This is a genomic window from Guptibacillus algicola (assembly GCF_020171805.1).
In the GTDB taxonomy this organism is placed as follows: domain Bacteria; phylum Bacillota; class Bacilli; order Bacillales; family Guptibacillaceae; genus Guptibacillus; species Guptibacillus algicola.
In genome coordinates this window covers 117,169-139,270 of record NZ_JAIVAF010000001.1, presented here as the reverse complement: position 1 = coordinate 139,270, position 22,102 = coordinate 117,169, and the positions used below count along the sequence as shown (strand labels likewise).

The 22,102-nt window shown below is 40.4% G+C and carries 27 protein-coding genes; 25 read left to right on the top strand and 2 right to left on the bottom strand.

Going from position 1 to position 22,102, the window contains the following annotated elements; translation table 11 throughout:
- The first annotated feature begins 4 nt into the window (after positions 1-4).
- From ypeB to rpsA, 5 genes are all read left to right on the top strand, one after another.
- On the top strand, positions 5-1,354 hold the full coding sequence (gene ypeB, locus LCM09_RS00785; RefSeq protein ID WP_224878017.1) for a germination protein YpeB: 1,350 nt from the start codon (positions 5-7) through the stop codon (positions 1,352-1,354).
- 12 nt (positions 1,355-1,366) lie between these two features.
- Positions 1,367-1,534 carry a DUF5359 family protein gene (locus tag LCM09_RS00780; protein ID WP_224878016.1) on the top strand — a complete coding sequence of 56 codons (168 nt, stop codon included), beginning with the start codon at positions 1,367-1,369 and terminating at the stop codon, positions 1,532-1,534.
- A gap of 141 nt (positions 1,535-1,675) precedes the next feature.
- Positions 1,676-2,347 (top strand): (d)CMP kinase, encoded by a 672-nt coding sequence (cmk, locus tag LCM09_RS00775; RefSeq protein WP_224878013.1) that lies wholly within the window; start codon positions 1,676-1,678, stop codon positions 2,345-2,347.
- A 4-nt stretch (positions 2,348-2,351) separates the two neighbouring features.
- On the top strand, positions 2,352-2,933 hold the full coding sequence (locus tag LCM09_RS00770) for a lysophospholipid acyltransferase family protein (protein WP_224878011.1): 582 nt from the start codon (positions 2,352-2,354) through the stop codon (positions 2,931-2,933).
- 188 nt (positions 2,934-3,121) lie between these two features.
- Positions 3,122-4,267, top strand: coding sequence for a 30S ribosomal protein S1 (rpsA, locus tag LCM09_RS00765; RefSeq protein WP_224878010.1), 1,146 nt, complete (start codon positions 3,122-3,124; stop codon positions 4,265-4,267).
- Between the two features lie 45 nt (positions 4,268-4,312).
- Here the strand turns inward: rpsA and LCM09_RS00760 are convergent, their stop codons facing one another.
- A complete protein-coding gene (locus LCM09_RS00760; protein WP_224878009.1) occupies positions 4,313-4,450 on the bottom strand; it encodes a YpzI family protein in 138 nt (45 codons plus the stop codon).
- 120 nt (positions 4,451-4,570) lie between these two features.
- Here LCM09_RS00760 and LCM09_RS00755 point away from each other — a divergent pair, with 120 nt between their 5' ends.
- The 17 genes from LCM09_RS00755 (at position 4,571) to ndk (ending at position 17,403) form a co-directional block, all read left to right on the top strand.
- Positions 4,571-5,173, top strand: coding sequence for a YphA family membrane protein (locus LCM09_RS00755; RefSeq protein ID WP_224878008.1), 603 nt, complete (start codon positions 4,571-4,573; stop codon positions 5,171-5,173).
- Complete coding sequence (locus LCM09_RS00750; RefSeq protein WP_224878007.1) at positions 5,170-6,060, top strand: YIEGIA family protein; 891 nt, start codon at positions 5,170-5,172, stop codon at positions 6,058-6,060. Before LCM09_RS00755 ends, LCM09_RS00750 begins: the two co-directional genes overlap by 4 nt.
- Positions 6,057-6,242, top strand: a complete 186-nt coding sequence (locus LCM09_RS00745; protein WP_224878006.1) for a capping complex subunit for YIEGIA — start codon at positions 6,057-6,059, stop codon at positions 6,240-6,242. Before LCM09_RS00750 ends, LCM09_RS00745 begins: the two co-directional genes overlap by 4 nt.
- Positions 6,243-6,415: 173 nt before the next feature.
- The gene (der, locus tag LCM09_RS00740) at positions 6,416-7,729 is read left to right on the top strand and encodes a ribosome biogenesis GTPase Der (RefSeq protein ID WP_224878005.1); all 1,314 of its coding nucleotides are present in this window, start codon (positions 6,416-6,418) and stop codon (positions 7,727-7,729) included.
- Between the two features lie 34 nt (positions 7,730-7,763).
- Positions 7,764-8,363: a glycerol-3-phosphate 1-O-acyltransferase PlsY gene (plsY, locus tag LCM09_RS00735; protein ID WP_224878003.1), complete on the top strand. Its 600-nt coding sequence runs from the start codon at positions 7,764-7,766 to the stop codon at positions 8,361-8,363.
- A gap of 12 nt (positions 8,364-8,375) precedes the next feature.
- The gene (locus LCM09_RS00730; protein ID WP_224878001.1) at positions 8,376-9,428 is read left to right on the top strand and encodes an NAD(P)H-dependent glycerol-3-phosphate dehydrogenase; all 1,053 of its coding nucleotides are present in this window, start codon (positions 8,376-8,378) and stop codon (positions 9,426-9,428) included.
- Between the two features lie 71 nt (positions 9,429-9,499).
- A complete protein-coding gene (locus tag LCM09_RS00725) occupies positions 9,500-9,751 on the top strand; it encodes a stage VI sporulation protein F (protein ID WP_224877999.1) in 252 nt (83 codons plus the stop codon).
- 256 nt (positions 9,752-10,007) lie between these two features.
- Positions 10,008-10,205 carry a DUF2768 domain-containing protein gene (locus LCM09_RS00720; protein ID WP_224877997.1) on the top strand — a complete coding sequence of 66 codons (198 nt, stop codon included), beginning with the start codon at positions 10,008-10,010 and terminating at the stop codon, positions 10,203-10,205.
- Positions 10,206-10,242: 37 nt separating this feature from the next.
- A complete protein-coding gene (locus LCM09_RS00715) occupies positions 10,243-10,962 on the top strand; it encodes a YphF family lipoprotein (protein WP_224880013.1) in 720 nt (239 codons plus the stop codon).
- A 221-nt stretch (positions 10,963-11,183) separates the two neighbouring features.
- Entirely contained in the window at positions 11,184-12,662 is a 1,479-nt protein-coding gene (gene spoIVA, locus LCM09_RS00710) for a stage IV sporulation protein A (protein ID WP_224877995.1), read from the top strand.
- Positions 12,663-12,975: 313 nt separating this feature from the next.
- Positions 12,976-13,248, top strand: a complete 273-nt coding sequence (locus tag LCM09_RS00705) for an HU family DNA-binding protein (protein WP_224877993.1) — start codon at positions 12,976-12,978, stop codon at positions 13,246-13,248.
- Between the two features lie 118 nt (positions 13,249-13,366).
- Positions 13,367-13,933 carry a GTP cyclohydrolase I FolE gene (gene folE / locus LCM09_RS00700; RefSeq protein WP_224877991.1) on the top strand — a complete coding sequence of 189 codons (567 nt, stop codon included), beginning with the start codon at positions 13,367-13,369 and terminating at the stop codon, positions 13,931-13,933.
- Positions 13,934-13,954: 21 nt separating this feature from the next.
- Positions 13,955-14,176, top strand: a complete 222-nt coding sequence (gene mtrB, locus LCM09_RS00695; RefSeq protein WP_224877989.1) for a trp RNA-binding attenuation protein MtrB — start codon at positions 13,955-13,957, stop codon at positions 14,174-14,176.
- 124 nt (positions 14,177-14,300) lie between these two features.
- Positions 14,301-15,128: a heptaprenyl diphosphate synthase component 1 gene (locus LCM09_RS00690; RefSeq protein ID WP_224877987.1), complete on the top strand. Its 828-nt coding sequence runs from the start codon at positions 14,301-14,303 to the stop codon at positions 15,126-15,128.
- A 4-nt stretch (positions 15,129-15,132) separates the two neighbouring features.
- The gene (locus LCM09_RS00685; protein ID WP_224877986.1) at positions 15,133-15,843 is read left to right on the top strand and encodes a demethylmenaquinone methyltransferase; all 711 of its coding nucleotides are present in this window, start codon (positions 15,133-15,135) and stop codon (positions 15,841-15,843) included.
- A 44-nt stretch (positions 15,844-15,887) separates the two neighbouring features.
- Positions 15,888-16,859, top strand: a complete 972-nt coding sequence (gene hepT, locus LCM09_RS00680; RefSeq protein WP_224877983.1) for a heptaprenyl diphosphate synthase component II — start codon at positions 15,888-15,890, stop codon at positions 16,857-16,859.
- Positions 16,860-16,959: 100 nt separating this feature from the next.
- Positions 16,960-17,403: a nucleoside-diphosphate kinase gene (gene ndk / locus LCM09_RS00675; protein WP_224877981.1), complete on the top strand. Its 444-nt coding sequence runs from the start codon at positions 16,960-16,962 to the stop codon at positions 17,401-17,403.
- A 63-nt stretch (positions 17,404-17,466) separates the two neighbouring features.
- Here ndk and LCM09_RS00670 read toward each other — a convergent pair whose 3' ends face one another.
- Positions 17,467-18,885 carry an amidase gene (locus tag LCM09_RS00670; RefSeq protein ID WP_224877979.1) on the bottom strand — a complete coding sequence of 473 codons (1,419 nt, stop codon included), beginning with the start codon at positions 18,883-18,885 and terminating at the stop codon, positions 17,467-17,469.
- Between the two features lie 348 nt (positions 18,886-19,233).
- Here LCM09_RS00670 and aroC point away from each other — a divergent pair, with 348 nt between their 5' ends.
- Genes aroC through aroH form a run of 3 tightly spaced genes read left to right on the top strand, consistent with a single transcriptional unit; the run spans position 19,234 to position 21,852 of the window.
- Positions 19,234-20,406, top strand: coding sequence for a chorismate synthase (aroC, locus tag LCM09_RS00665; RefSeq protein ID WP_224877977.1), 1,173 nt, complete (start codon positions 19,234-19,236; stop codon positions 20,404-20,406).
- 3 nt (positions 20,407-20,409) lie between these two features.
- Positions 20,410-21,486, top strand: coding sequence for a 3-dehydroquinate synthase (gene aroB, locus LCM09_RS00660; RefSeq protein WP_224877975.1), 1,077 nt, complete (start codon positions 20,410-20,412; stop codon positions 21,484-21,486).
- 3 nt (positions 21,487-21,489) lie between these two features.
- Entirely contained in the window at positions 21,490-21,852 is a 363-nt protein-coding gene (aroH, locus tag LCM09_RS00655) for a chorismate mutase (RefSeq protein ID WP_224877973.1), read from the top strand.
- The last annotated feature ends 250 nt before the right edge of the window (positions 21,853-22,102 follow it).

Genomic DNA, 22,102 nt, shown 5'->3' with positions numbered 1-22,102 from the left:
GAAAATGATTAGATCGATTTTGATTGGAGCGCTTGCTATTGGTGTTGTTTCGACGAGTTACTGGGGGTATAAAGAACACCAAGAGAAGAATGCTGTGTTGATCAATGCTGAAAATAACTACCAACGAGCATTTCATGAATTGAATTTTCATGTAGATGCACTTGAGGAGAAGATTGGATCCACTCTTGCGATGAGCTCACAAGCCCGCTTGTCACCGGCTCTTGCGGAAGTTTGGAGGTTGACTTCAGAAGCACAAAACGACGTAGGTCAGCTACCGTTAACGCTTATGCCATTTAACAAAACGGAAGAGTTTCTATCAAACATAGGACAATTTAGTTATCGGGTAGCAATAAGAGATCTTAATGAAAAACCATTATCCAGTGATGAGTATGACACGCTCAAGAAGCTTCATAAACACTCAACTGAAATAAAAGACGAGCTTCGAAAAGTTCAGGCGATGGTTATCAATCATAACCTTCGCTGGATGGATGTTGAATTGGCATTAGCATCCGAAAAACAAGCTCAAGACAATACCATTATCGATGGCTTTAAGACGGTGGACAAACAAGTCGAAGGATACAGTGATGTGAACTGGGGGCCAGAGGTCACGCAGTTGAATGAGAAGAAAGAAAATCTTGATAAGAATGTAAAAGGTGAGAAGCTAAGTGAAGAAGAAGTAAAAAAAGTCGTGATTGATTACCTAGATATTGAGAGTAATGCAGAGATCGATATTACCTCAACTGGTAAGAAAGCAGGATACCAGGCGTATAGTCTTTCAATAGATAATCCGAAAAACAAATCTAGTGTCAATCTAGATGTAACGAAAAAAGGTGCTCATCCAATCTGGATCTTAATGGACCGTAAGATTGGCAAGCAGAAAATCAGCTTGAATGAAGCAGCAGCCAAAGCAGAAAAGTTCTTGCAAGAACATGACATCACAAATATGGTCATCGTAGATAGCAGTCAATATGACAAGATGGGCGTATTTACATTCGTATACAAACAGGATGATGTTCCTATTTATCCTGATGCTGTTCATATTAAGGTTGCGTTAGACAATGGCGATATCGCTGGCTATGAATCGTTAGAATATTTAACGAACCATCACGAGCGAAAGCTTTCAAAACCAGCAATTTCACGTGAAGAAGCTTTAGCGCAAATTAATGAAAGTGTTCAGATTATGGAGGAAGGCTTAGGAGTCATCCAAAATGATCTCGGCGAAGAAGTATTGTGTTATGAATTTATGGGTACGATTGAAAATGAAACGTATAGAATCTTTATTAATGCAGAGAACTTACGAGAAGAAAAAGTAGAGAAGATGGATGGCACGGAAACGAACTACGATGCTCTTTAGTGAGGTGATCGAATGGGAAATGTGGAGCGGCTGTTAATCAAGCTAGTTGTGATTCAGTTCGCGTTTCTACTCATTGCTCAGACTCTTCTAACACAAGAAAGTGCTCGAATATACTTGAGCAAAACACTTTATTATGAAGGGGTTATTAACGGTACTCAAATGCCTTCGAAACGGGAATAGTTAATAGACCGTCCCCCTTGATTGTGTTATGATTAATTGGAAACTTCGAGTACAAAAAAGCAGGATTTCCTGCTTTTTTGTACTTTGTAGAACCTTTTATTATTATGACGGTGACCAATGAACTATGGGGGAAAGATTACTATGAGAAAAAGCATTAATATTGCAATAGATGGACCAGCAGGAGCTGGAAAGAGCACGGTTGCGAGAAGAGTAGCCGATAAGCTTTCTTTTCTATATATAGATACAGGAGCTATGTATCGTGCTCTCACGTACAAAGCGATTGAAAACAATGCAAACCTTGAAGATGGACCAGTTTTAAAGCAACTTTTAGAAGAGACAGAAATAGATCTTCAACTCGGAGAGAAAGATCAACACGTCCTAATAGACAACATCGATGTAACCGATGATATTCGTTCTTCTGAAGTAACGAACAACGTCTCTTTTGTGGCAAGGCAAAGTGAAGTGCGAATAGAGATGGTGAAACGTCAACAGCTATTAGCTGAAAAAGGCGGAGTAGTTATGGATGGAAGAGATATTGGCACCCATGTGCTTCCTAAAGCAGAGTTAAAAGTCTTCTTAAGTGCTTCTGTTGAAGAAAGAGCGGGTCGCCGTTACAAAGAGCTGATCGATAATGGCATAAAAGCAAATTACGATCAGATCAAAGAAGAAATTGCACTTCGTGATAAACGAGATTCAGAACGTGAGGTAGCACCTCTTGTGAAGGCAAATGATGCGGTTGAGATCGATACCACGACAATGACGATTTCTGAAGTAGTCCATCATATCCTACTACTAGCGAAAGAGAGGGCTTGATTCAGTGAGTTTATATGATGTAGGTAGAGGATTGTTTCGAGTATATTTTAAGTTATTTAACAGAGTGACAGTAGTTGGTGAGGAAAATTTTCCAACCGACAAAGGAATTCTTCTTTGTTCAAATCATATTAACAATCTCGATCCACCGCTAGTAGGAGCGATGTGTTCAAGACAGGTTCGTTTCATGGCTAAGTCAGAGCTGTTCAACATTCCGGTGCTAGGTAAATTGATCGATAACGTCGGTGCATTTCCGGTGAAGAGGGGAATGAGTGATAAGCAAGCTCTTAGAAGTGGGATAGGCATTTTGAAAGACGGTGGAGTTGTAGGATTGTTTCCTGAAGGGACAAGAAGCAAAACTGGCCAGCTTGGAGAAGGGCTGTCAGGAGCTGGGTTCTTTGCACTTCGTCCTGAGGTAAGGGTCGTACCATGTGCGATTATGGGCTCATACAAACCGTTCGGTAAATTGAAGATTGTTTACGGGAAACCTGTAGATCTATCTCCCCTTAGAGAAGAGCAGGGAGCAGCGAAGAAGGCGACACAAGCAATCATGCAAGAAATTCAGGAGCTTATCGACGCCCATCGTTAATCATTCATTATTTTCAAAAAAAACAAATAAATGTTTCAGGATACTTGACAAATTCACTGATTTTAGTGAAAGTTAAAGGAAAGGGTGATTAACTTTTCATAAAATTCTTTCGCTGATGGTAAGTGGAAGGCTTTTATAAATATTATTGAAAAGTTCTATTTCTTTTGGATTGAAGGAGGAGTTTGTCAATGGTTGAAGAGATGAATCAGGAAATGACCGAGTTCAAATCATTCGAAGTTGGAGATGTGGTGACTGGAAAGATCTCCAAAGTCGAGGAGAAACACGCATCGGTGGATGTAGGTTTTAAAATTGATGGAGTGCTGCCTATCAGCGAACTGTCAAGCCTTCACGTCGAAAAAGTCAGCGACGCACTCTCAGAAGGCGATGAAATAGAAGTGAAAGTAATCAAATTATCTGAGGATGAGCTAGTGCTTTCTAAGAAAGCAGTAGAAGCTGACAAAGCATGGGACGAGCTCGAAGCAAAGTATCAAAACAGTGAAGCTTTTGAAGTAGAAATAGCTGACGTAGTTAAAGGTGGATTAGTAGTTGACCTTGGAGTACGTGGGTTTATTCCTGCATCTCTTGTGGAGCGCCATTATGTCGAAGACTTTGCTGATTATAAGGGTAAAAGCCTAAGTGTTAAGATCGTGGAATTTGACCCTGAGAAATCAAAAGTTATTCTTTCTCATCGCGCTGTGTTAGAACAAGAAGCGGATGTTAAGAAGCAGGAAACGCTAGCTTCTCTTCAAGCAGGACAGATCGTTGAAGGTACAGTTCAACGCCTAACTGACTTCGGTGCTTTTGTAGACATCGGTGGAGTAGACGGACTTGTGCACATTTCTCAGATGGCACATCACCGTGTTGAAACACCATCTGAAGTTGTTGCAGAAGGACAAAAGGTAAATGTCAAAATCCTATCAGTTGATAGAGATAATGAACGTATCTCTTTATCCATCAAAGAAACATTGCCTGGACCTTGGGAAGAACTCGAAGGCAAAGTAAAAGCTGGCGATGAAATCGAGGGAACTGTTAAGCGTCTTGTAAGCTTCGGTGCTTTTGTTGAAGTGGCACCTGGAGTAGAAGGACTGGTACACATTTCTGAGATTTCAAACAAACACATCGGCACACCTCATGAAGCACTATCAGAAGGTGAAACCGTTCGAGTGAAAGTACTTGATGTAAACCTAGATGAGAAACGTATCTCACTTAGTATTAAAGTATTAGAAGCTGAACAAGTGTCGAGTCAGGTTGAAGAGTATCAAAAAGAAGGAGACGGAAATGCCCCGTTTTCTCTTGGAGATATGATCGGAGATCAACTAAAGAAATATAAATAATAATGATAAAGCTCTCTGCCCATTTTCGGCAGAGAGTTTTTTTCTTTACTTTTGTCCGTTTCTTCTCCTAGCTTGTTCAGGTCCTTCCATAGTAGAAGCTCCACGGTATTCAAGCGACTGATCACGATCAGACTCCACGCGTTTTGACTTCTTTAATTTCTTCTCTTGTCTGTCTGTTCCCATAACTCATTCCTCCTTTGCTTTATTATGATGAAATAAAATCGGAAACCTTATACATTTTAAAAATATAAGTCTAATCCCTTAGAAAATTTCCCATACTGAGCATAGTAAGGAGTGATCGTTGTGGATGGTGCATTATTCGTTTGGTTTAGTTGGATCGGTATAGTTGTTATTGGATTTTTCATTAAGCCAACTCAAAACACCAAAAAGATTTTGATTCTCTGTCTTTTGATTCTTTGTGTAGCAAATGTGGAGATTTCTGTCGCTTTATATAGTGTGAATGGAGCGTTGATATTATGTTGGGTATTAGGCTATTTCTTACTCATGAGAACGCTGCATATGAACAAGGTCTACGCTGCCTTAATCGTTCTGATGCTAACAGCAGCCTACGCATCTATTGAACTTTTCTCGATTTACGATCCGGTTTTTAGCTATTTATACACACCTTGGGCAATAGGGCTAGCCTTATTTACTATTGTTCATTTGAGTGTTCAAGGAGCAGGGCAAAGGTGCGCTTTATTGATGCTGTCGATCGTGCAAGGAGAAATTATCTTGTCAGTAATCTATCAGCAGATGGGGATCCATTCTGTTATCGGAAGGTTTGTATCGTTAGATATCATGGCGATTTCAGTGATGGGCACATTCATGTGGGATGGTTTTGTTCAACTAACAAGCCACTTAGAAAATGTCTTGAAAAAACATCAAGAAAGACGTGGGTATTCATGAACGAGTTTACAATTCCAATCGTGTTTAGCGTCGTGATCGGTACGTTGTCGCGTATCTATATGTTTAGAACGGACTATCGTCAATATCCAACATATCCTCATGGGATGATCATTCATCTTGCACTTGGATTTATTGCTGCAGCGCTCGGAGCTTTAGTCGTTCCATCGATCATGTCAGAAGAGTTCACCGCGGTTACTTTTCTGACACTTGCTGCATCTCAATTCAGAGAGGTTAGAAATATGGAACGAAAGACGCTTACCGAAATGGATACATTGGAACTCGTTCCTCGGGGGGCTTCCTATATTGAAGGGATCGCAGTTACATTCGAAGGACGGAATTATTTAGTTATTTTCATTTCCTTTGTAACCTCTCTTGCATATTTATCTTTAAATATATGGGCCTCTCTTGTTGCCGCAGTTCTTTCTTTCCTAGTGGCAAAGAAATACATGACTGGCAGTAAGCTAGGGAAAATCGCAACGATTGAACATTCAGAGCTTTCGTTTGAAGGTGCAGGGTTATATGTAGACAACATCTATATTATGAACATAGGTATTCCTGAAAGGCAGGAGGAAATCTTAAATCACGGTCTTGGCTTCGTTATTAGTCCAAAGAACTTTGATGCTAGGATGACGATCGGAAATTTAGGGCAAAGGCAAGCGATCCTTCACGATCTTGCTATATCCCTCGGGGTTTATCGTGACTCTGGGACTCCGGCATTAGTTCCTTTGATCAAACGAGATCTCGATGATGGTCGTATCGGTGTATTTATCCTACCTCAGAACAAGAACGTCGACCTTGCGAAAAAAATAATCTCGCAAGTACCGACTCTTGAAAATGCGATCCGAATGCCGACAGAAACAAAGGAAAAAGGAAGTGATCAGTCGTGATATTGGAGAAAGTGATCCTGGCTGCTATTACGAATTCTGTTAATAAAGTCCCGGTGGGCGGAAATGTGTTCGTTTGTGATTCAAAGGAGGAGATGGACAAAGTAGCTGCGGAATTGGAGGCTATTTTGGATGGTATCGCACATAAGTTAAGCAACGATGTGTACATTATCGTCAAACATTAAATAGATACTCTGTTGTTCATTGGTGTCTTTTTTGATAAGATATAAAAGCTATCAAGAGACTACACCCTTCTTAGTAAAGGAGGGTTTTTTAGGGTGAGCTACTGGAAAGTTTGTCCACGACTTTCTAGAGGTAAGCTTTAGATAGATACTTATTTTGAAAGGGCGTGTACATATTGGCTAAGCCAGTTGTCGCAATTGTTGGTCGTCCAAACGTAGGAAAATCGACCATATTTAATCGTATAGTAGGAGAAAGAATTTCAATAGTTGAAGATACACCAGGAGTTACAAGAGATCGTATTTATAGTTCTGCAGAATGGTTGAATCGTGATTTTCATATTATTGATACAGGTGGTATTGAAATCGGAGATGCTCCATTCCTTTCTCAAATTCGATTCCAGGCAGAAATTGCAATAGATGAAGCGGATGCTATTATCTTTATGGTTAATGGTAGAGATGGAATCTCTAATGCTGATGAAGAAGTAGCAAAAATTCTATACCGCTCAAAGAAACCAGTCGTATTAGCGGTCAATAAAATTGACAACCCTGAACAGCAAGCGTTAATTCACGACTTTTACTCGCTTGGAGTTGGTCAACCATTCCCGATATCAGGATCTCACGGGCTAGGGCTTGGAGATTTATTAGATGAAGTATTTAAATCTTTCCCTGAAGAAGGGGAAGTTGAATACGACGAGAATACCATAAAGTTCTCTGTAATTGGCCGTCCGAACGTTGGTAAATCTTCGTTGGTAAATGCCATTCTAGGAGAAGAAAGAGTAATTGTAAGTGATGTAGCAGGTACCACACGCGATGCGATCGATTCTACCTTCACAAAAGAAGGACAAGAGTATGTCATCATCGACACCGCCGGTATGCGTAAACGTGGTAAAATATATGAAAACACTGAAAAATACAGTGTACTTAGAGCAATGAGAGGAATTGAACGTTCAGATGTTGTTCTTGTTGTGCTTGATGGAGAAGAAGGCATCATTGAACAAGACAAGAAAGTGGCTGGCTATGCTCATGAAGCTGGGAAAGCAGTTATTATCGTAGTAAACAAATGGGATGCAGTAGAGAAAGATGACAAGACAATGCGTAATTTTGAACAGAAAATTCGTGATCATTTCTTATACCTAAGTTATGCTCCCATCGTATTCCTTTCTGCTAAAACGAAGCAACGCCTTCACACATTACTACCAGTTATTAATACGGTTGCAGAAAATCATACGCTTCGCGTGAAAACAAACGTTTTGAACGAGTTGATCATGGACTCCGTAGCGATGAACCCAACGCCGACAGATAAGGGTAGAAGATTGAAAATTAACTACGCGACTCAAGTTGCTGTTAAGCCACCTACGATCGTACTGTTTGTGAATGACCCTGAATTACTTCATTTCTCATACAGGCGCTTTTTGGAGAACAGAATTCGAGAAACGTTCGGTTTCAAGGGAACGCCACTTCGTATTCTTGCAAGAAAGAAGAGCGAATAAGATATAAAGCATCACTTTTGAGGGGGGGAATTTGATGGTCGCAATTCTGATTTGCATCGCTGCTTATCTTCTCGGATCAGTTAGCTTCAGCTATTTAATCGCCCGAATTGTGAAAAAGATAGATATTAGAGAACATGGAAGTGGAAATGCGGGTGCAACGAATACCCTTAGAGTATTAGGGACCGCACCTGCTGTCGTTGTTCTCCTTCTCGATGTCTTGAAGGGGGTCATTGCTGTCTGGTTAGGGTATTGGTTTGCAGCTGAACCAATCGTACCGTTCTTAGCAGGAATCGCTGCTATAATCGGTCATAATTGGCCAGTCTTCTTCGGTTTCAGAGGAGGAAAGGGTGTAGCAACCACGATCGGTGTATTCGCTACTATTGCCTTCCTGCCAGCTCTATATGCTGGGATCCTCGCAATTATAGCTATATTTATTACGAGATATGTGTCACTCGGATCCCTTATTTTTGTTGTATTAACACCTGCATTCATCTTTTTATTAGGTGGTAATCCAGTATCGTATGTACTGCTTGGGTTTATTGTAGCTATTTTATCGATCTTTAGACACCGTACGAACGTTAAACGACTTCTATCAGGAACTGAGAGTAAGCTTGGACAAAAAGTAGAGCAGTAAGGAGTGGGTAGAATGGCAACTATTTCAGTAATTGGGGCAGGTAGCTGGGGTACAGCACTTGCTATTGTTCTTGCAGATAACAACCACAACGTGAAGGTATGGGCAAGGCGTGAAGATTTAGCGAATGAAATCAATCAAAATCACACGAACGAAAAATATTTGCCAGGTATAACCTTACCTACAGCATTACAAGCAACCACTTCGCTTGCTGAATGTGTGGATGGTACAGATGCAATCCTTCTCGTTACTCCTACAAAGGCATTGAGAGAAGTTCTTCCTGAGCTTAAAGGGTTGCTAAAGAATTCAGTTTCGATCATCCATGCAAGCAAAGGAATTGAACCAGGATCTCTTATGCGTATTTCACAGGTTATTGAAGAAGAGATTCCAGAAAACTTGAGAAAATCAGTTGTTGTGCTATCTGGCCCAAGTCATGCAGAAGAGGTCAGTCTTCGTCACCCTACTACGGTTACAGTATCTTCAAAGAATATTGAAGATGCAGAATACGCTCAGGGTCTCTTTATCAATTCGAATTTCCGAGTGTACACAAATGACGATATCATTGGCGTTGAACTAGGTGGAGCATTAAAAAACATTATTGCTCTAGGAGCTGGACTATCTGATGGCTTAGGATATGGTGATAATGCGAAAGCGGCTCTCATTACACGAGGTCTTGCTGAGATTGCACGTCTAGGTGCAGCTATGGGAGCTAACCCCCTCACGTTCATGGGGCTTACAGGAATCGGCGATTTAGTCGTTACTTGTACGAGTGCCCACAGCCGAAACTGGCGTGCAGGGAACTTGCTTGGGAAAGGCAAAAATCTAGATGAAGTTCTTGAGAATATGGGGATGGTAGTTGAAGGTGTTCGCACTACGAAAGCAGCTTACTATCTTGCTAAGGAACAAAATGTTGAAATGCCGATCACCTCTGTTTTGTATGATGTGCTTTTCAATAACAAAGAACCAAAAGATGGTGTCGACCAGCTAATGGGAAGATTGCGTACCCATGAAACTGAGGATCTAACATCTCTATTAGCTGATAAATTTGAATTGAACAGAAAACAATAGCGATTGGTAAAGCACGAAGTTTTCCTCCTTGCATACACTATGTTGAACCTTAATGGTAAGGAGGAAACAGTGTGAGCGATTTGTTTGATAACATTGAAAAGAAAACCAATGTTAAAAAAGAAGACATATTTAAATTGGCTGACTCGGTCCAGGGCGCAGATTTTTCAGATGAACGAACGGTGCGCAGGCTCATTGCTAACGTTGCACGTGTAGCAAATGTGACGGTAACAAAAGAAAAGGAAGACCGAATTGTAAAGGCCATTGTTAATAAAAACATACCTTTGGATTTCGCTTCCATTGCAAAATTATTTAGCCAGAAATAGGAAAAGTATACGAAATCTAGGCGTTTACACGATACCGTATGAATGAAACATCATATACTGATACAGAACGATTATTGAGCAGAAGCATACTTCAAATGAAATTCATATAGTCAAAGCTGAGGAAATTGCCCCTTTCTTCAGCTTTTTATTTGTGTATACATAAAGAATTCAAACTTTCATCAAACGTGATTAGGACGGATTCGTGAAATTTTGATATAATGATGGGCATCAGTTAGATTAGAGTGGGGGAAATCATATGTCACCGGGATTAATAAAAATGTGGGTAGCGCTATCATCGATGGGATTGATGTTTATCGCTGTACTCGCGATTATGTTTAGTAGAGCGAAATTAAAAGGCGTAATAAAGGTTGTCGTTTCAACCTTCGCATATTTGTGTATGTTCACTTCAGGTGTTCTCATGCTTCTCGTCGTTTTCACAGGTCCAACTGATTGAAGAAGGCTCGAAATCTTTCTTATAAGGAATGAAAATCATGAAAAAATGTGGACTACAGTTCCTCTTATGGACAGGCGTCTTACTGATTCTTTCTGGTTGTTTGTATCCAGAAAGTAGAAAAGGGGAAAACAGAATACCATACACTGATCAAATCGACTCAGTTCAGACTGCTGTTGACCAATATCAGAGTAATAAATCGGTCTTACCTATCAAAACGAGGGACGAAGGTACGCCGATCTATCAGAAATACCCTATCGATTTCAAAAAAATAGTCCCTGCATACTTACAAGAACCACCTGGAAATTCTTTTGAAAATGGTGGGGTCTTCCAATACGTATTAATCAATGTAGAAAACGATCCGATGGTCCGTATATTGGATTTGATTATTGTTGAGGAAGTAAAGGACCTACAGTTAAGGATTAATGATTATAGAAGAAATCATAAGTATCCACCCTTTAAAGACATCCTTGCAAAAGATCGATATTCTATTGATTACGAAAAACTAGGTATGGATACCGAACCAACAATCAAGAGCCCTTTTACGAATGATGATCTTCCTTTCTTTCTTGATGAAAAAGGAAATGTTCACGTAGATTATCGAAGTGATCTGAATAAAGCGATCACGAACAACCCTGAGCATTCCTTTAAAGAAGGAGACGACATTAGGGATCTGTTAGCATTTAATTCTTTCTACGTTCCTGTATCTTCCGTACCTTACACAATTGATAACGGTAAAGCTGTTTTTTTAGTAAAATAGGTATTTTCCCTCCTCTTTAGCAATACATCTATTAAAAAGAGGAGGGACTTTTTTATGTGGAGGATTTATAGAGGGACGAAGGTATTTCTCGTAAATCAAATGCTTTTACTTTGATTTGTCATATTTGTTGGACAACATCAATAGAATGATAGTGTCCAAGTAAGTCTGCGGTCAGTATTGAATTATTCCATCCACAGAGGTGGAATTCAGGAGGCGATCACGTGGAGAGAGTGGATATCTTCAAAGATATCGCAGAGCGTACAGGAGGAGATATATACCTGGGGGTCGTAGGTTCTGTTAGAACAGGTAAATCAACATTCATCAAAAAGTTTATGGAGTTAATCGTACTGCCGAATATGGAAAGTGATTCTGACCGTGCCAGAGCACAGGATGAGCTTCCACAGAGTGCTGCAGGAAGAACAATTATGACTACTGAACCAAAATTTGTACCTAACCATGCCATTTCAATTCACGTTGAGGATGGACTAGATGTTAATGTGCGACTTGTAGACTGTGTAGGATATGCTGTGCCAGGTGCAAAAGGATATGAAGACGAAGACGGACCAAGAATGATCAACACACCTTGGTACGAAGAACCGATTCCTTTCCAAGAAGCTGCTGAAATCGGTACACGAAAAGTGATACAGGAGCATTCCACTCTCGGTGTAGTGATTACAACAGATGGATCGATTGGAGAAATTCCTCGACATGATTATCTTGAATCAGAAGAAAGAGTGGTTGAGGAGTTAAAGGAAGTCGGTAAGCCTTTTATTATGATTGTGAACTCAGCTCACCCACACCACCCTCAAACAGAAGCCTTACGAGGAGATCTATCAAACAAATACGATATTCCTGTTATTTCACTCAGTGTTGAGAGCATGACTGAGCATGATATCAATACTGTGATGAGAGAAGTTCTTTATGAATTTCCTGTCCTCGAAGTGAATGTGAACTTACCAAGCTGGGTGATGGTGCTTCATCAAGACCACTGGTTAAGACAGAATTACGAAGATTCTGTGAGAGAGACGGTTAAGGACATCAAAAGACTTCGTGATGTTGACCGTGTAGTTGGGAATTTTGAAGAATTTGAATTTATACAAAATGCACGGTTAGCTGGCATCGAAATGGGTCAAGGGATAGCAGAAATAGACCTTTATGCTCCTGAAGACTTATATGACCAGATATTAAAAGAAGTAGTTGGAGTAGAGATAAGAGGGAAAGATCACCTGTTGCAGCTAATGCAAGAGTTTGCATTTGCTAAAGCTGAATATGACCAAGTGTCAGATGCTCTTAGAATGGTAAGGCAAACTGGCTATGGAATTGCAGCACCTTCCATCGAGGATATGAGCCTGGATGAGCCAGAAATTATTCGCCAGGGATCAAGGTTTGGAGTAAGGTTGAAGGCCGTAGCACCATCGATCCATATGATAAAAGTAGACGTTGAGTCTGAATTTGCACCTATTATTGGTACTGAGAAACAGAGTGAAGAACTTGTTCGATACTTGATGCAAGACTTTGAAGAAGATCCGCTTTCAATCTGGAATTCTGATATCTTCGGAAGATCTTTGAATTCGATTGTAAGAGAAGGCATTCAAGCTAAGCTTGGGTTAATGCCTGAGAATGCTCGATATAAGCTTAAAGAAACGTTAGAGCGAATTATCAATGAAGGTTCAGGCGGATTAATTGCGATCATATTATAAAAGAGCCGACTCCAATAGCTGGAGTCGGTTTTTCGTTTGTTTAGGTGGGAATCAAGAGGGAGCATGGGTTAGTATGATGAGCTTTATTTTATCGAAAGATTGAGCTAAAGCGTTTACAAATAGGAAAAATAGCGGATAATAGATAAAAAATCCCTTAAAAATCGCTTAAATCGGGACAAACATATTGAATTCTTTCGCGTCTTCGTATAATATAGGGCTTGCAAACGTACTAAACGTGCATTGCTCCGTATAAATATCGGATTTTCTGTGAATGAATGTATGTATCCATCTCTCTTGAGAGGAGGTGAACGGAATGAACAAGACAGATCTTATCAATTCTGTTGCAGAATCTGCAGAGCTTTCTAAAAAAGAAGCTACAAAAGCTGTTGATGCAGTTTTTGATAACATTATGCAGTCCTTGCAAGAAGGTGACAAAGTTCAACTAATTGGTTTTGGTAACTTTGAAGTCCGTGAGCGTTCTGCTCGTAAAGGGCGCAACCCTCAAACTGGCGAAGAAATTGAAATCGCTGCAAGCAAGGTACCTGCTTTTAAACCTGGTAAAGCCCTTAAGGATGCAGTTAAGTAAATACATAGGGCAGAAGAAGAGTCGCACCTTATGCGACTCTTCTTTTTTGCTAACTGTTCCTCCGTGTGCTAAAATTTTTATATGTATTGTAAAGTCTTGAATGGAGGAGTAAAGACGAATGTTCGAAGTTAATCATGGAAAAATACAAGAAGCAGTTAAAATGATTTTAGAAGCGATCGGCGAGGATCCGGAACGCGAGGGTCTACAAGATACGCCGAAGCGTGTTGCACGAATGTATGAAGAAATTTTCCAAGGACTAAATCAAGATCCGAAAGAACACTTCCAAACGATTTTTGGAGAAGATCATGAAGAGTTAGTCCTTGTTAAAGATATTCCATTTTATTCAACATGTGAGCACCACCTAGTCCCATTCTTCGGTAAAGCTCACGTTGCTTATATACCAAAAGGTGGCAAGGTTACTGGACTTAGTAAGCTTGCAAGAGCAGTGGAAGCTGTCACAAAGCGTCCACAGCTACAAGAACGTATTACTTCAACAATTGCAAATACGATGGTCGACACACTCGAACCTCACGGTGTAATGGTTGTTGTGGAAGCTGAACATATGTGTATGACGATGAGAGGCGTGAAGAAACCAGGTTCTTCAACGGTTACGTCAGCAGTTAGAGGAATATTTGAAAACGATACTGCTGCAAGAGCAGAAGTACTTGGTTTAATTAAGGGTTAATCCTGATTCAGGAGGGATATCATGAAATTAGAGAACAATGATTTCTTCGTTATTAAAGCTCTTGAGAATGGTGTGAATGTAATCGGACTAACACGTGGTTCTGATACGCGGTTTCACCATTCCGAAAAGCTGGATAAAGGTGAGGTAATGATTGCGCAGTTCACTGAGCATACTTCTGCTGTGAAAATAAGAGGGAAAGCAGTTATTCAAACCAGTCATGGTGAGATTAACAACGATGAGTAAAGCAGGGTATAAGCCTGCTTTTCTTCTTTTATCACCGCTTCAGTTTCGTTTTAGCATAGGCCTTCTTGTGCTATACTAAGTGTAAATACATACTCTACTGGATGATATGTTAGGGGTAAGGGATATGAACAATCCGATGGATTACAAACATAAACAACTAAACATCGTACGGGAAAAGTTGCATTCTCGTTTGGCACATTCCTACTTGCTTCGTTTCATCGATATCCCAGTTATTGATGAAGAAAGGCTGTATTTGTTCCACGAGATGTTAGAGCAGACTTCGCTCGAGAAGGAAAGAAAGCAGGATACACTGCTATCGATCATGCTTGTACAAATTGCGCTAGATACCCATGAACGTATCTCATTAGCAGATGTTCAGAATGAAGATGAGCGCAAAAACAGACAGCTTACTGTATTAGCAGGTGACTATTTCAGCAGCATGTACTATCACATTCTTTCTAAATGGAAAGACAACGAATTGATTCGAACACTTTCTGGTGCTATCCAAGAAATCAATGAATCTAAAATGTCTTTTTACCATGCGGAAGAACAATCTGTAGATTACATTTTTAGCAACTTGAAGGATATTGAATCCATCCTAATTAGAAAAGTCGCAGAACATTTCGATCTCAGTGAGTGGAAGTCGTTCGGTACACAATATTTTTACTTGAATCGATTGCTTTTTGAAAGAAAACAAGAGCTCATTCAATCAGGTACCAATCTGCTTCACAAAATCGCCTTTACGTTCCTTGCGGTTAGGGAATCTACATTGACGACTGAACAAACTGCTAAAGCACGATCGATTCTAGATTCATATGTGGATCATGCAAAGAAAGATATTGATTTTCTGTTTCAGCAGTATTCGGATTTTCATCGCTGGTTTCATAACAGGCATGAGTTCTACTGGGGACTGAACGGGGTTCAGGAAAAGAAAATGGCGGAAGAGGGATAAATAGATGGCTACCACCAAAGAAGAACGAGTTCACCAAGTTTTCCAGTCGATTTCAAAAAGATACGACGTAATGAATTCTGTTATTAGCTTTCAGAGGCACAAGGCATGGCGTAAAGATACGATGATGCGTATGGAAGTGAAAAAAGGATCCCAAGCACTAGATGTTTGTTGCGGCACAGCCGATTGGACTCTTGCCATGGCTGAAGCAGTCGGTGAGAGTGGTCATGCGATCGGACTAGATTTTAGCGAGAACATGCTTGAGGTAGGTAAATCCAAGGTTAAGAATCAAAACAAATCGAACGTTACCCTTATCCATGGTAACGCAATGGAACTACCGTTTGATGACAACTCCTTTGATTACGTTACGATTGGCTTCGGATTACGGAACGTACCTGATTACAGTCAGGTGATTAAAGAGATGTACAGGGTTGTGAAGCCTGGTGGCCGCGTAGTATGCCTTGAAACTTCTCAACCGACCTTACCTGTCTTTCGACAAGTGTATTATGGTTATTTTAAGTTTGTTATGCCTGTACTAGGAAAAATGTTTGCTAAAAGCTACGATGAATATTCCTGGTTACAGGAATCAGCTAGTTCGTTTCCGGGATCAGAAGAATTAAGAAAACTATTTCTTTCAAATGGTTTCAACCGAGTAGATGTAAAACCATACTCAGGTGGAGTTGCTGCCATGCATATGGGCTTTAAGCCAGAAATGTAAATTACACACTAAAGATATTTGTGAAAATCAGTTAGGTGGATCTCATGAAACTAACAACGATATATGCCTCATTAAAAAAAGACTTAACGTTTATCGAATCAGAACTCGAACAAACAGTGAATGCTCACCATCCAGTTTTAAGAGATGCATCTAACCACCTTCTTAAAGCAGGAGGAAAGAGGATTCGTCCAGTTTTTGTATTACTTTCTGGAAAGTTCGGAGACTATGATTTAGATAAGATGAAGAATGTTGCGGTTGCTCTGGAATTGATCCATATGGCGTCTCTCGTACACGACGATGTAATCGACGATGCTGAAATGAGAAGAGGAGCTAAGACCATTAAAGCACAATGGGACAACCGTGTAGCGATGTATACGGGAGACTATATATTCGCACGAGCTCTTGAACTTGTAACAGAACTTGAAGATCCAGAAGCGAACAGTATATTGTCTAACGCAATATTAGAAATGTGTATTGGTGAAATTGAGCAAATTAAAGACCAATTTAATTGGAATCAGAATGTAAGAGATTACTTCCGTAGAATAAAAAGGAAGACCGCATTATTGATATCTATTTCTTGTGAACTTGGTGCCGTAGCAGCTGGTGCCTCTAAAACAGAACAGCGTTATCTAAAGCAGTTTGGTTATTATGTTGGTATGGCATATCAGATCACAGATGATATTCTTGATTACACCGGTACAGAAAGAGAATTAGGGAAGCCTGCTGGAGGAGATCTTCTTCAAGGCAATATTACGTTGCCAGTTCTATTTGCCATGAAGCAAAGTAACTACAAGAGTCAGATTATGAGCGTATTCTCTGAGGAGAAACCAGTATCACAAGACGAAGTGAACCAAGTTCTTTCGATCGTGAAATCGTCTGGAGGGATTGAATTTGCTCGTGAGATTAGCGATTGCTACCTCCAAAAAGCGTTTCATGCTTTAGAACATCTACCATCTACTTCTTCAAGAACATCACTGAAACAAATTGCAGAATACATAGGGAAAAGAAAACATTAAAAGTAAATGTTGTTATTTTTTCGAAAATTTGATAGAATTTGGAGGGCAGAAAGCGCTTTCTGCCCTATACATATAACTTGTTGAAAGTGAGGAGATTTACATGGAGAAAACCTTTTTGATGGTAAAGCCTGACGGCGTACAGAGAAATCTTATTGGCGAAATCGTATCTCGTTTTGAAAAGAAAGGCTTTAACCTTGTTGGAGCAAAATTGATGACGGTTTCAAAAGATCTTGCAGAAAACCACTATGGTGAACATAAAGAGCGCCCATTCTTTGGAGAGCTTGTTGACTTTATTACTTCTGGACCAGTTTTTGCAATGGTATGGGAAGGCGAGAACGTTATCTCAACAGCTCGTACAATGATGGGAGCAACGAACCCTAAAGACGCAGCTCCAGGAACAATCCGCGGAGACTTCGGTGTGCAGGTAGGAATGAACGTAATTCATGGTTCAGACTCTCCTGAAAGCGCTGAGCGTGAAATGTCATTGTTCTTCAATGAAAATGAAGTGAATGAGTATTCAAAAACCATTTCTAAATGGGTTTAATTTTTTCAAGCGTATGAAAGCGCTTATATATAACCGACTGGACATTTGTCCAGTCGGTTATTTTTATAGCGTAGGAGAATGGACCCCGAGCTCACTTTCTAATACTTTTGCGATTCGAAGTAAGATCGAATCATTAAATTTACTCGCTGAAGCTTGAAGTCCAATCGGCATCCCTTGCGGTGTAAACCCTACTGGGATAGATGCTGCTGGATGACCTGTACAATTATAGAGCTGTGTCATCATCCAGTCTGAGATTGGAGAGGAGGTCTTTCCGTTAATTTTTTCTGGACCTTCGATGTCGTGTTTGAAAGCAGCAACTCCAAGTACTGGAGACAATAAGCAATCGAATTCACGATAGATGTGCTGTAGGTTATTCCAGATTACAGTGCGGAGCTCTTCTGTTTTCCGAAGTTCCACTGCGCTGATCTTTCTTCCTTCTTCTATCATTGAGGCTACGGATGGACTGAAATCGCTAGGATTGCGATCATACAAACTACCGTAAGCACTTGCGAGTCCTGCAAACCACATCTTATTAAAAAATGAGATCAACTCGGTTAAGTCTAACCCGAAATCAATTGGAATCTTTACTAGTTTAGCACCATGGTGTTCCAATATAGGAAGTATCTTTTCGATAACATCACTCACTTCTGGTTCACATTCATATAATCCATAATTCCTTGTGTAAGCAAAGGTCATTCCTTTAATACCTTTGTTACTTTCTGATAGTAAATCTTCTTTAGCTAACGGTACAGAGTAGGGATCATTTGCTTCATACCCCTCCATAACTGAGAGAAGGGTGGCTGAGTCTTCCACTGTTCGGCTCATTGGTCCGTAGTGAACATAAGGTTGTGTCGTACCAAATCTATTGAAAGGTGAACTATCGAATGGCACTCGACCAAACGTTGGTTTAAGACCTAAAATTCCGTTGAAACTCGCTGGAATTCGTATTGAACCTCCACCATCGCTTCCTTCAGCAATCGGTACGCATTTACTAGCAACGGCTGCCCCAGATCCACCACTTGAACCACCGGCTGTCATTGCTTTGTTCCAGGGGTTTTTCGTAGTACCAACGATTTGATTGCTAGTCGTTCCTTTATGTCCAAACTCTGGTGTATTTGTTTTTCCTATGATAATAGCGCCAGATTGTCTAATTCGTTTTACCATCGTTGGTTCATGAACGGGTATATGATCGTTAAAGAGTTCAGAGCCAAAGGTTGTTCTTCTTCCTATGACGGGAGTGAGGTCCTTCAATGCGATTGGAACTCCATGAAGTGGCCCTGTACTTACGCCTTTCATGATAGCGTATTCCGCAGATTTCGCATCCTCTAGAGCTTCTTCCTCAAATACCGATACGAACATATTCAATTCATTGTTCAAGCTGTTGATTCGCGCTAGATGAGCAGACACCACATCGACGGGAGAAATCTTTCTTTGCTCTATTAACTTAGCCATTTCCATTGCACTTAAGTCTACAATTTCCACTGCATCACTTCCTAACCATTACTATATTGTTAACTTTAGCGAAAAAAATCAATTGAGGCAATTTGAAGCATGTTTGTTAGGAGAGTGATTCAATAATTGAAATGACTTTTTTATCTATGAAATTAATGACAATGTGTTTCAAATCCTCTAGGAGGTCAAAATAGGTATGAAAGTAGAAAAACATTGTTTTAACAGTACGAAAAGTAGGTAATGGGCATCAATAGGATGATGTATCTATTTTGTTATATAGGAATTTATGATGTCTGAATAGAAAAAATCATTACACGGATGTTTTTCATTATGATATAGTAGTACGTAAAAGCGCCAAAGTGTATTGGAGGAGATAGGATGAGATACTTAACAGCAGGAGAATCACACGGGCCACAATTAACAACGATTTTAGAAGGTGTTCCTGCAGGATTAGAACTTCTGGCAGAGGATATAGATAACGAACTAGCGAGAAGACAGTTAGGTTATGGTCGAGGACGAAGAATGCAGATTGAAAAGGATCGCGCTCAAATATTGAGTGGGGTTCGTCACGGGAAAACGACGGGGGCACCCATCACTCTTGTCGTTGAGAATAAAGACTGGACACACTGGAAGAACTATATGGGTGCTGAGCCACTGACAGAATCTCAGGAAAAGAACATGAAACGTCAAATCTCACGTCCAAGACCAGGACATGCAGATCTTAATGGTGCTATTAAATACGGACATAGAGATATGCGTAACGTTCTTGAACGTTCATCAGCGCGTGAAACGACAGTTCGTGTTGCTGCAGGGGCAGTAGCTAAGAAACTATTAAAAACACTTGGAATTAACGTAGCAGGCCATGTGCGTATGATCGGTGGAATCGAAAGTAATTACAATGGTGGCATGACGCTCGAGGAAATGCAGCGTGTGTCAGAAGAATCACCCGTTCGTAGTCTTGATGAGCAAGCCGCTGAGAAAATGATGAAAGCAATCGACGATGCTAAGAGTAATGGAGATTCGATCGGTGGTATCGTTGAAGTTGTCGTTGAAGGAGTGCCTATCGGACTCGGAAGTCACGTTCAGTTTGATCGAAAACTCGATTCGAAAATCGCTGCTGCAATTGTAAGCATCAATGCGTTCAAAGGCGTGGAGTTTGGGATCGGGTTTGAAGCTGCTAAAATTCCAGGAAGTGAAGTTCATGATGAAATAGAATGGTCGAAAGAAGATGGCTACACTCGCAAAACGAACCGTCTAGGTGGGTTTGAGGGCGGTATGACAACAGGTATGCCGATCGTTGTGAAAGGTGTTATGAAGCCCATCCCAACATTGTACAAGCCGCTTCAAAGCGTTGACATCGATACGAAAGAACCTTTTTCTGCGAGTATCGAACGCTCAGATAGCTGCGCCGTTCCTGCAGCTAGTGTAGTAGCTGAGAGCGTTGTTGCTTGGGAAATTGCCACATCATTACTCGATAAGTTTGGACATGATCGTATTGAAGAGATTGCGAGCAACCTCAGTCAATACAAATCATATAGTCAGGAGTTTTAAAACATGGAATCTATGATGATCGATACGACTGACAGGAGCTACCCAGTTTATATTGGGGTAGGGATAAGTGATAGTTGGCGAAAGCTTATCGATCAGTTTCAATCGTATTCCAAGTATTTCTTAATCACTGATGAAACGGTGTCTGAACACTATCTCTCTTCTTTTATGGGTGTCGAGAAAGACATATCAGTCCATGTGATCCCGACAGGTGAGAAATCAAAGTCTATGGAAGAGTACGGGAAATGCTTAACAGCGATGCTTGAAGCAGAACTTGATCGAAAATCTTGTGTGATCGCTCTTGGAGGAGGGGTTGTAGGAGATTTAGCGGGTTTTGCAGCAGCTACCTATATGAGAGGAATAGACTTTATCCAGGTTCCGACGACGCTTCTTGCACACGATTCAAGTGTAGGAGGGAAAACGGGGATCAATCATGAATATGGCAAAAACCTTATCGGAGCTTTTCATCAACCAGCAGCGGTGATTTATGATGTGAACTTCCTTCGTACGTTACCTAACAAAGAGTGGCGATCAGGATTCAGTGAAGTGATTAAGCATGCCTTCATCCACGATGAAGACTTTCTAAATTGGCTCATGAGTCTGGAAAAGCGAGTAGAAGCTTATACCGATGACGAGCTTCAATATATTATAAAAAAAGGTATCAGTATTAAAGGGAACATTGTAAAAGAAGATGAAAGAGAGAAGGGCATTAGAGCCTATCTCAACTTTGGCCATACGCTCGGTCATGCGATCGAGGCTGAGCAAGGGTTTGGTGTTATCACACATGGTGAGGCAGTTGCCATCGGAATGATCTATGCTTTGAAAATGAGTGAAGCATATTATTCATCAGATTTTCGTATCCATGAAATAGAGAACTGGTTTTCACAGGTCGGCCTTCCGACTAGCATTCCAAAGACGTTACAACCTGAACGGCTTATAAAGCGAATGAAAAAAGATAAAAAAGCAGAGAATCAAACCTTGTCATTTGTTCTTCTGAAAGAAATCGGTGACCCACAACGAGTCACAATCGATGAGAGCTTGGCTATGGAGCTGCTCGAATCTTGTTTTGAAGGGGGAAGCTAAAGGGTGCTTAGAGGAATTAGGGGTGCAACAACGGTTGAAAACAATGAGAAAGATGAAATTCTTCAGGCAACTGAGGAGTTATTGCTTCAAATGATTGAACAAAACAATGTGAATCCAGAGTATGTTACTTCCATCCAATTTACGATGACGAATGACCTGAATGCTGTTTTTCCGGCTGAAGCTGTTCGTTCATTAAAAGGATGGATGCACGTACCTTTACTCTGTTCTTCTGAAATAGCAGTCGAAGGAGCACTGCCATCATGTATCCGTGTCCTTATGACGGTAAACACAGAGATCAATCAGGATCAGATACAACATATTTATTTAGAGAAAGCTGTATCATTACGCCCAGATCTCGTTAGTTGACAAATAAGTACGACCATACTAGTATGTATGTAAGTTTAGAAGAGAAGAACGAATTAGAATGAACGAGCTGAGATAGTAGAGAATAGGATAGTTGAGTTGAGGAGAGCTTAGAGGGATACGTCTATTCACACCCCCTGAGACATTCAGGGGGTTTTCTATACCCTTTTTAGGTATGTGAGTATTCAGACAACTTGTCTGTTATTTGGCATACCTCCAATATAAATCCTCTTATTACTCGACTTTTCCATTC

Excerpts from the sequence above, each read along its gene's own strand:
- ypeB (WP_224878017.1), top strand. The coding sequence starts at position 5 with ATGATTAGATCGATTTTGATTGGAGCGCTTGCTATTGGTGTTGTTTCG.
- LCM09_RS00780 (WP_224878016.1), top strand. The coding sequence starts at position 1,367 with ATGGGAAATGTGGAGCGGCTGTTAATCAAGCTAGTTGTGATTCAGTTC.
- cmk (WP_224878013.1), top strand. The coding sequence starts at position 1,676 with ATGAGAAAAAGCATTAATATTGCAATAGATGGACCAGCAGGAGCTGGA.
- rpsA (WP_224878010.1), top strand. The coding sequence starts at position 3,122 with ATGGTTGAAGAGATGAATCAGGAAATGACCGAGTTCAAATCATTCGAA.
- LCM09_RS00760 (WP_224878009.1), bottom strand. The coding sequence starts at position 4,450 with ATGGGAACAGACAGACAAGAGAAGAAATTAAAGAAGTCAAAACGCGTG.
- LCM09_RS00750 (WP_224878007.1), top strand. The coding sequence starts at position 5,170 with ATGAACGAGTTTACAATTCCAATCGTGTTTAGCGTCGTGATCGGTACG.
- plsY (WP_224878003.1), top strand. The coding sequence starts at position 7,764 with ATGGTCGCAATTCTGATTTGCATCGCTGCTTATCTTCTCGGATCAGTT.
- LCM09_RS00730 (WP_224878001.1), top strand. The coding sequence starts at position 8,376 with ATGGCAACTATTTCAGTAATTGGGGCAGGTAGCTGGGGTACAGCACTT.
- LCM09_RS00720 (WP_224877997.1), top strand. The coding sequence starts at position 10,008 with ATGTCACCGGGATTAATAAAAATGTGGGTAGCGCTATCATCGATGGGA.
- LCM09_RS00715 (WP_224880013.1), top strand. The coding sequence starts at position 10,243 with ATGAAAAAATGTGGACTACAGTTCCTCTTATGGACAGGCGTCTTACTG.
- LCM09_RS00705 (WP_224877993.1), top strand. The coding sequence starts at position 12,976 with ATGAACAAGACAGATCTTATCAATTCTGTTGCAGAATCTGCAGAGCTT.
- folE (WP_224877991.1), top strand. The coding sequence starts at position 13,367 with ATGTTCGAAGTTAATCATGGAAAAATACAAGAAGCAGTTAAAATGATT.
- mtrB (WP_224877989.1), top strand. The coding sequence starts at position 13,955 with ATGAAATTAGAGAACAATGATTTCTTCGTTATTAAAGCTCTTGAGAAT.
- LCM09_RS00690 (WP_224877987.1), top strand. The coding sequence starts at position 14,301 with ATGAACAATCCGATGGATTACAAACATAAACAACTAAACATCGTACGG.
- LCM09_RS00685 (WP_224877986.1), top strand. The coding sequence starts at position 15,133 with ATGGCTACCACCAAAGAAGAACGAGTTCACCAAGTTTTCCAGTCGATT.
- hepT (WP_224877983.1), top strand. The coding sequence starts at position 15,888 with ATGAAACTAACAACGATATATGCCTCATTAAAAAAAGACTTAACGTTT.
- ndk (WP_224877981.1), top strand. The coding sequence starts at position 16,960 with ATGGAGAAAACCTTTTTGATGGTAAAGCCTGACGGCGTACAGAGAAAT.
- aroC (WP_224877977.1), top strand. The coding sequence starts at position 19,234 with ATGAGATACTTAACAGCAGGAGAATCACACGGGCCACAATTAACAACG.
- aroB (WP_224877975.1), top strand. The coding sequence starts at position 20,410 with ATGGAATCTATGATGATCGATACGACTGACAGGAGCTACCCAGTTTAT.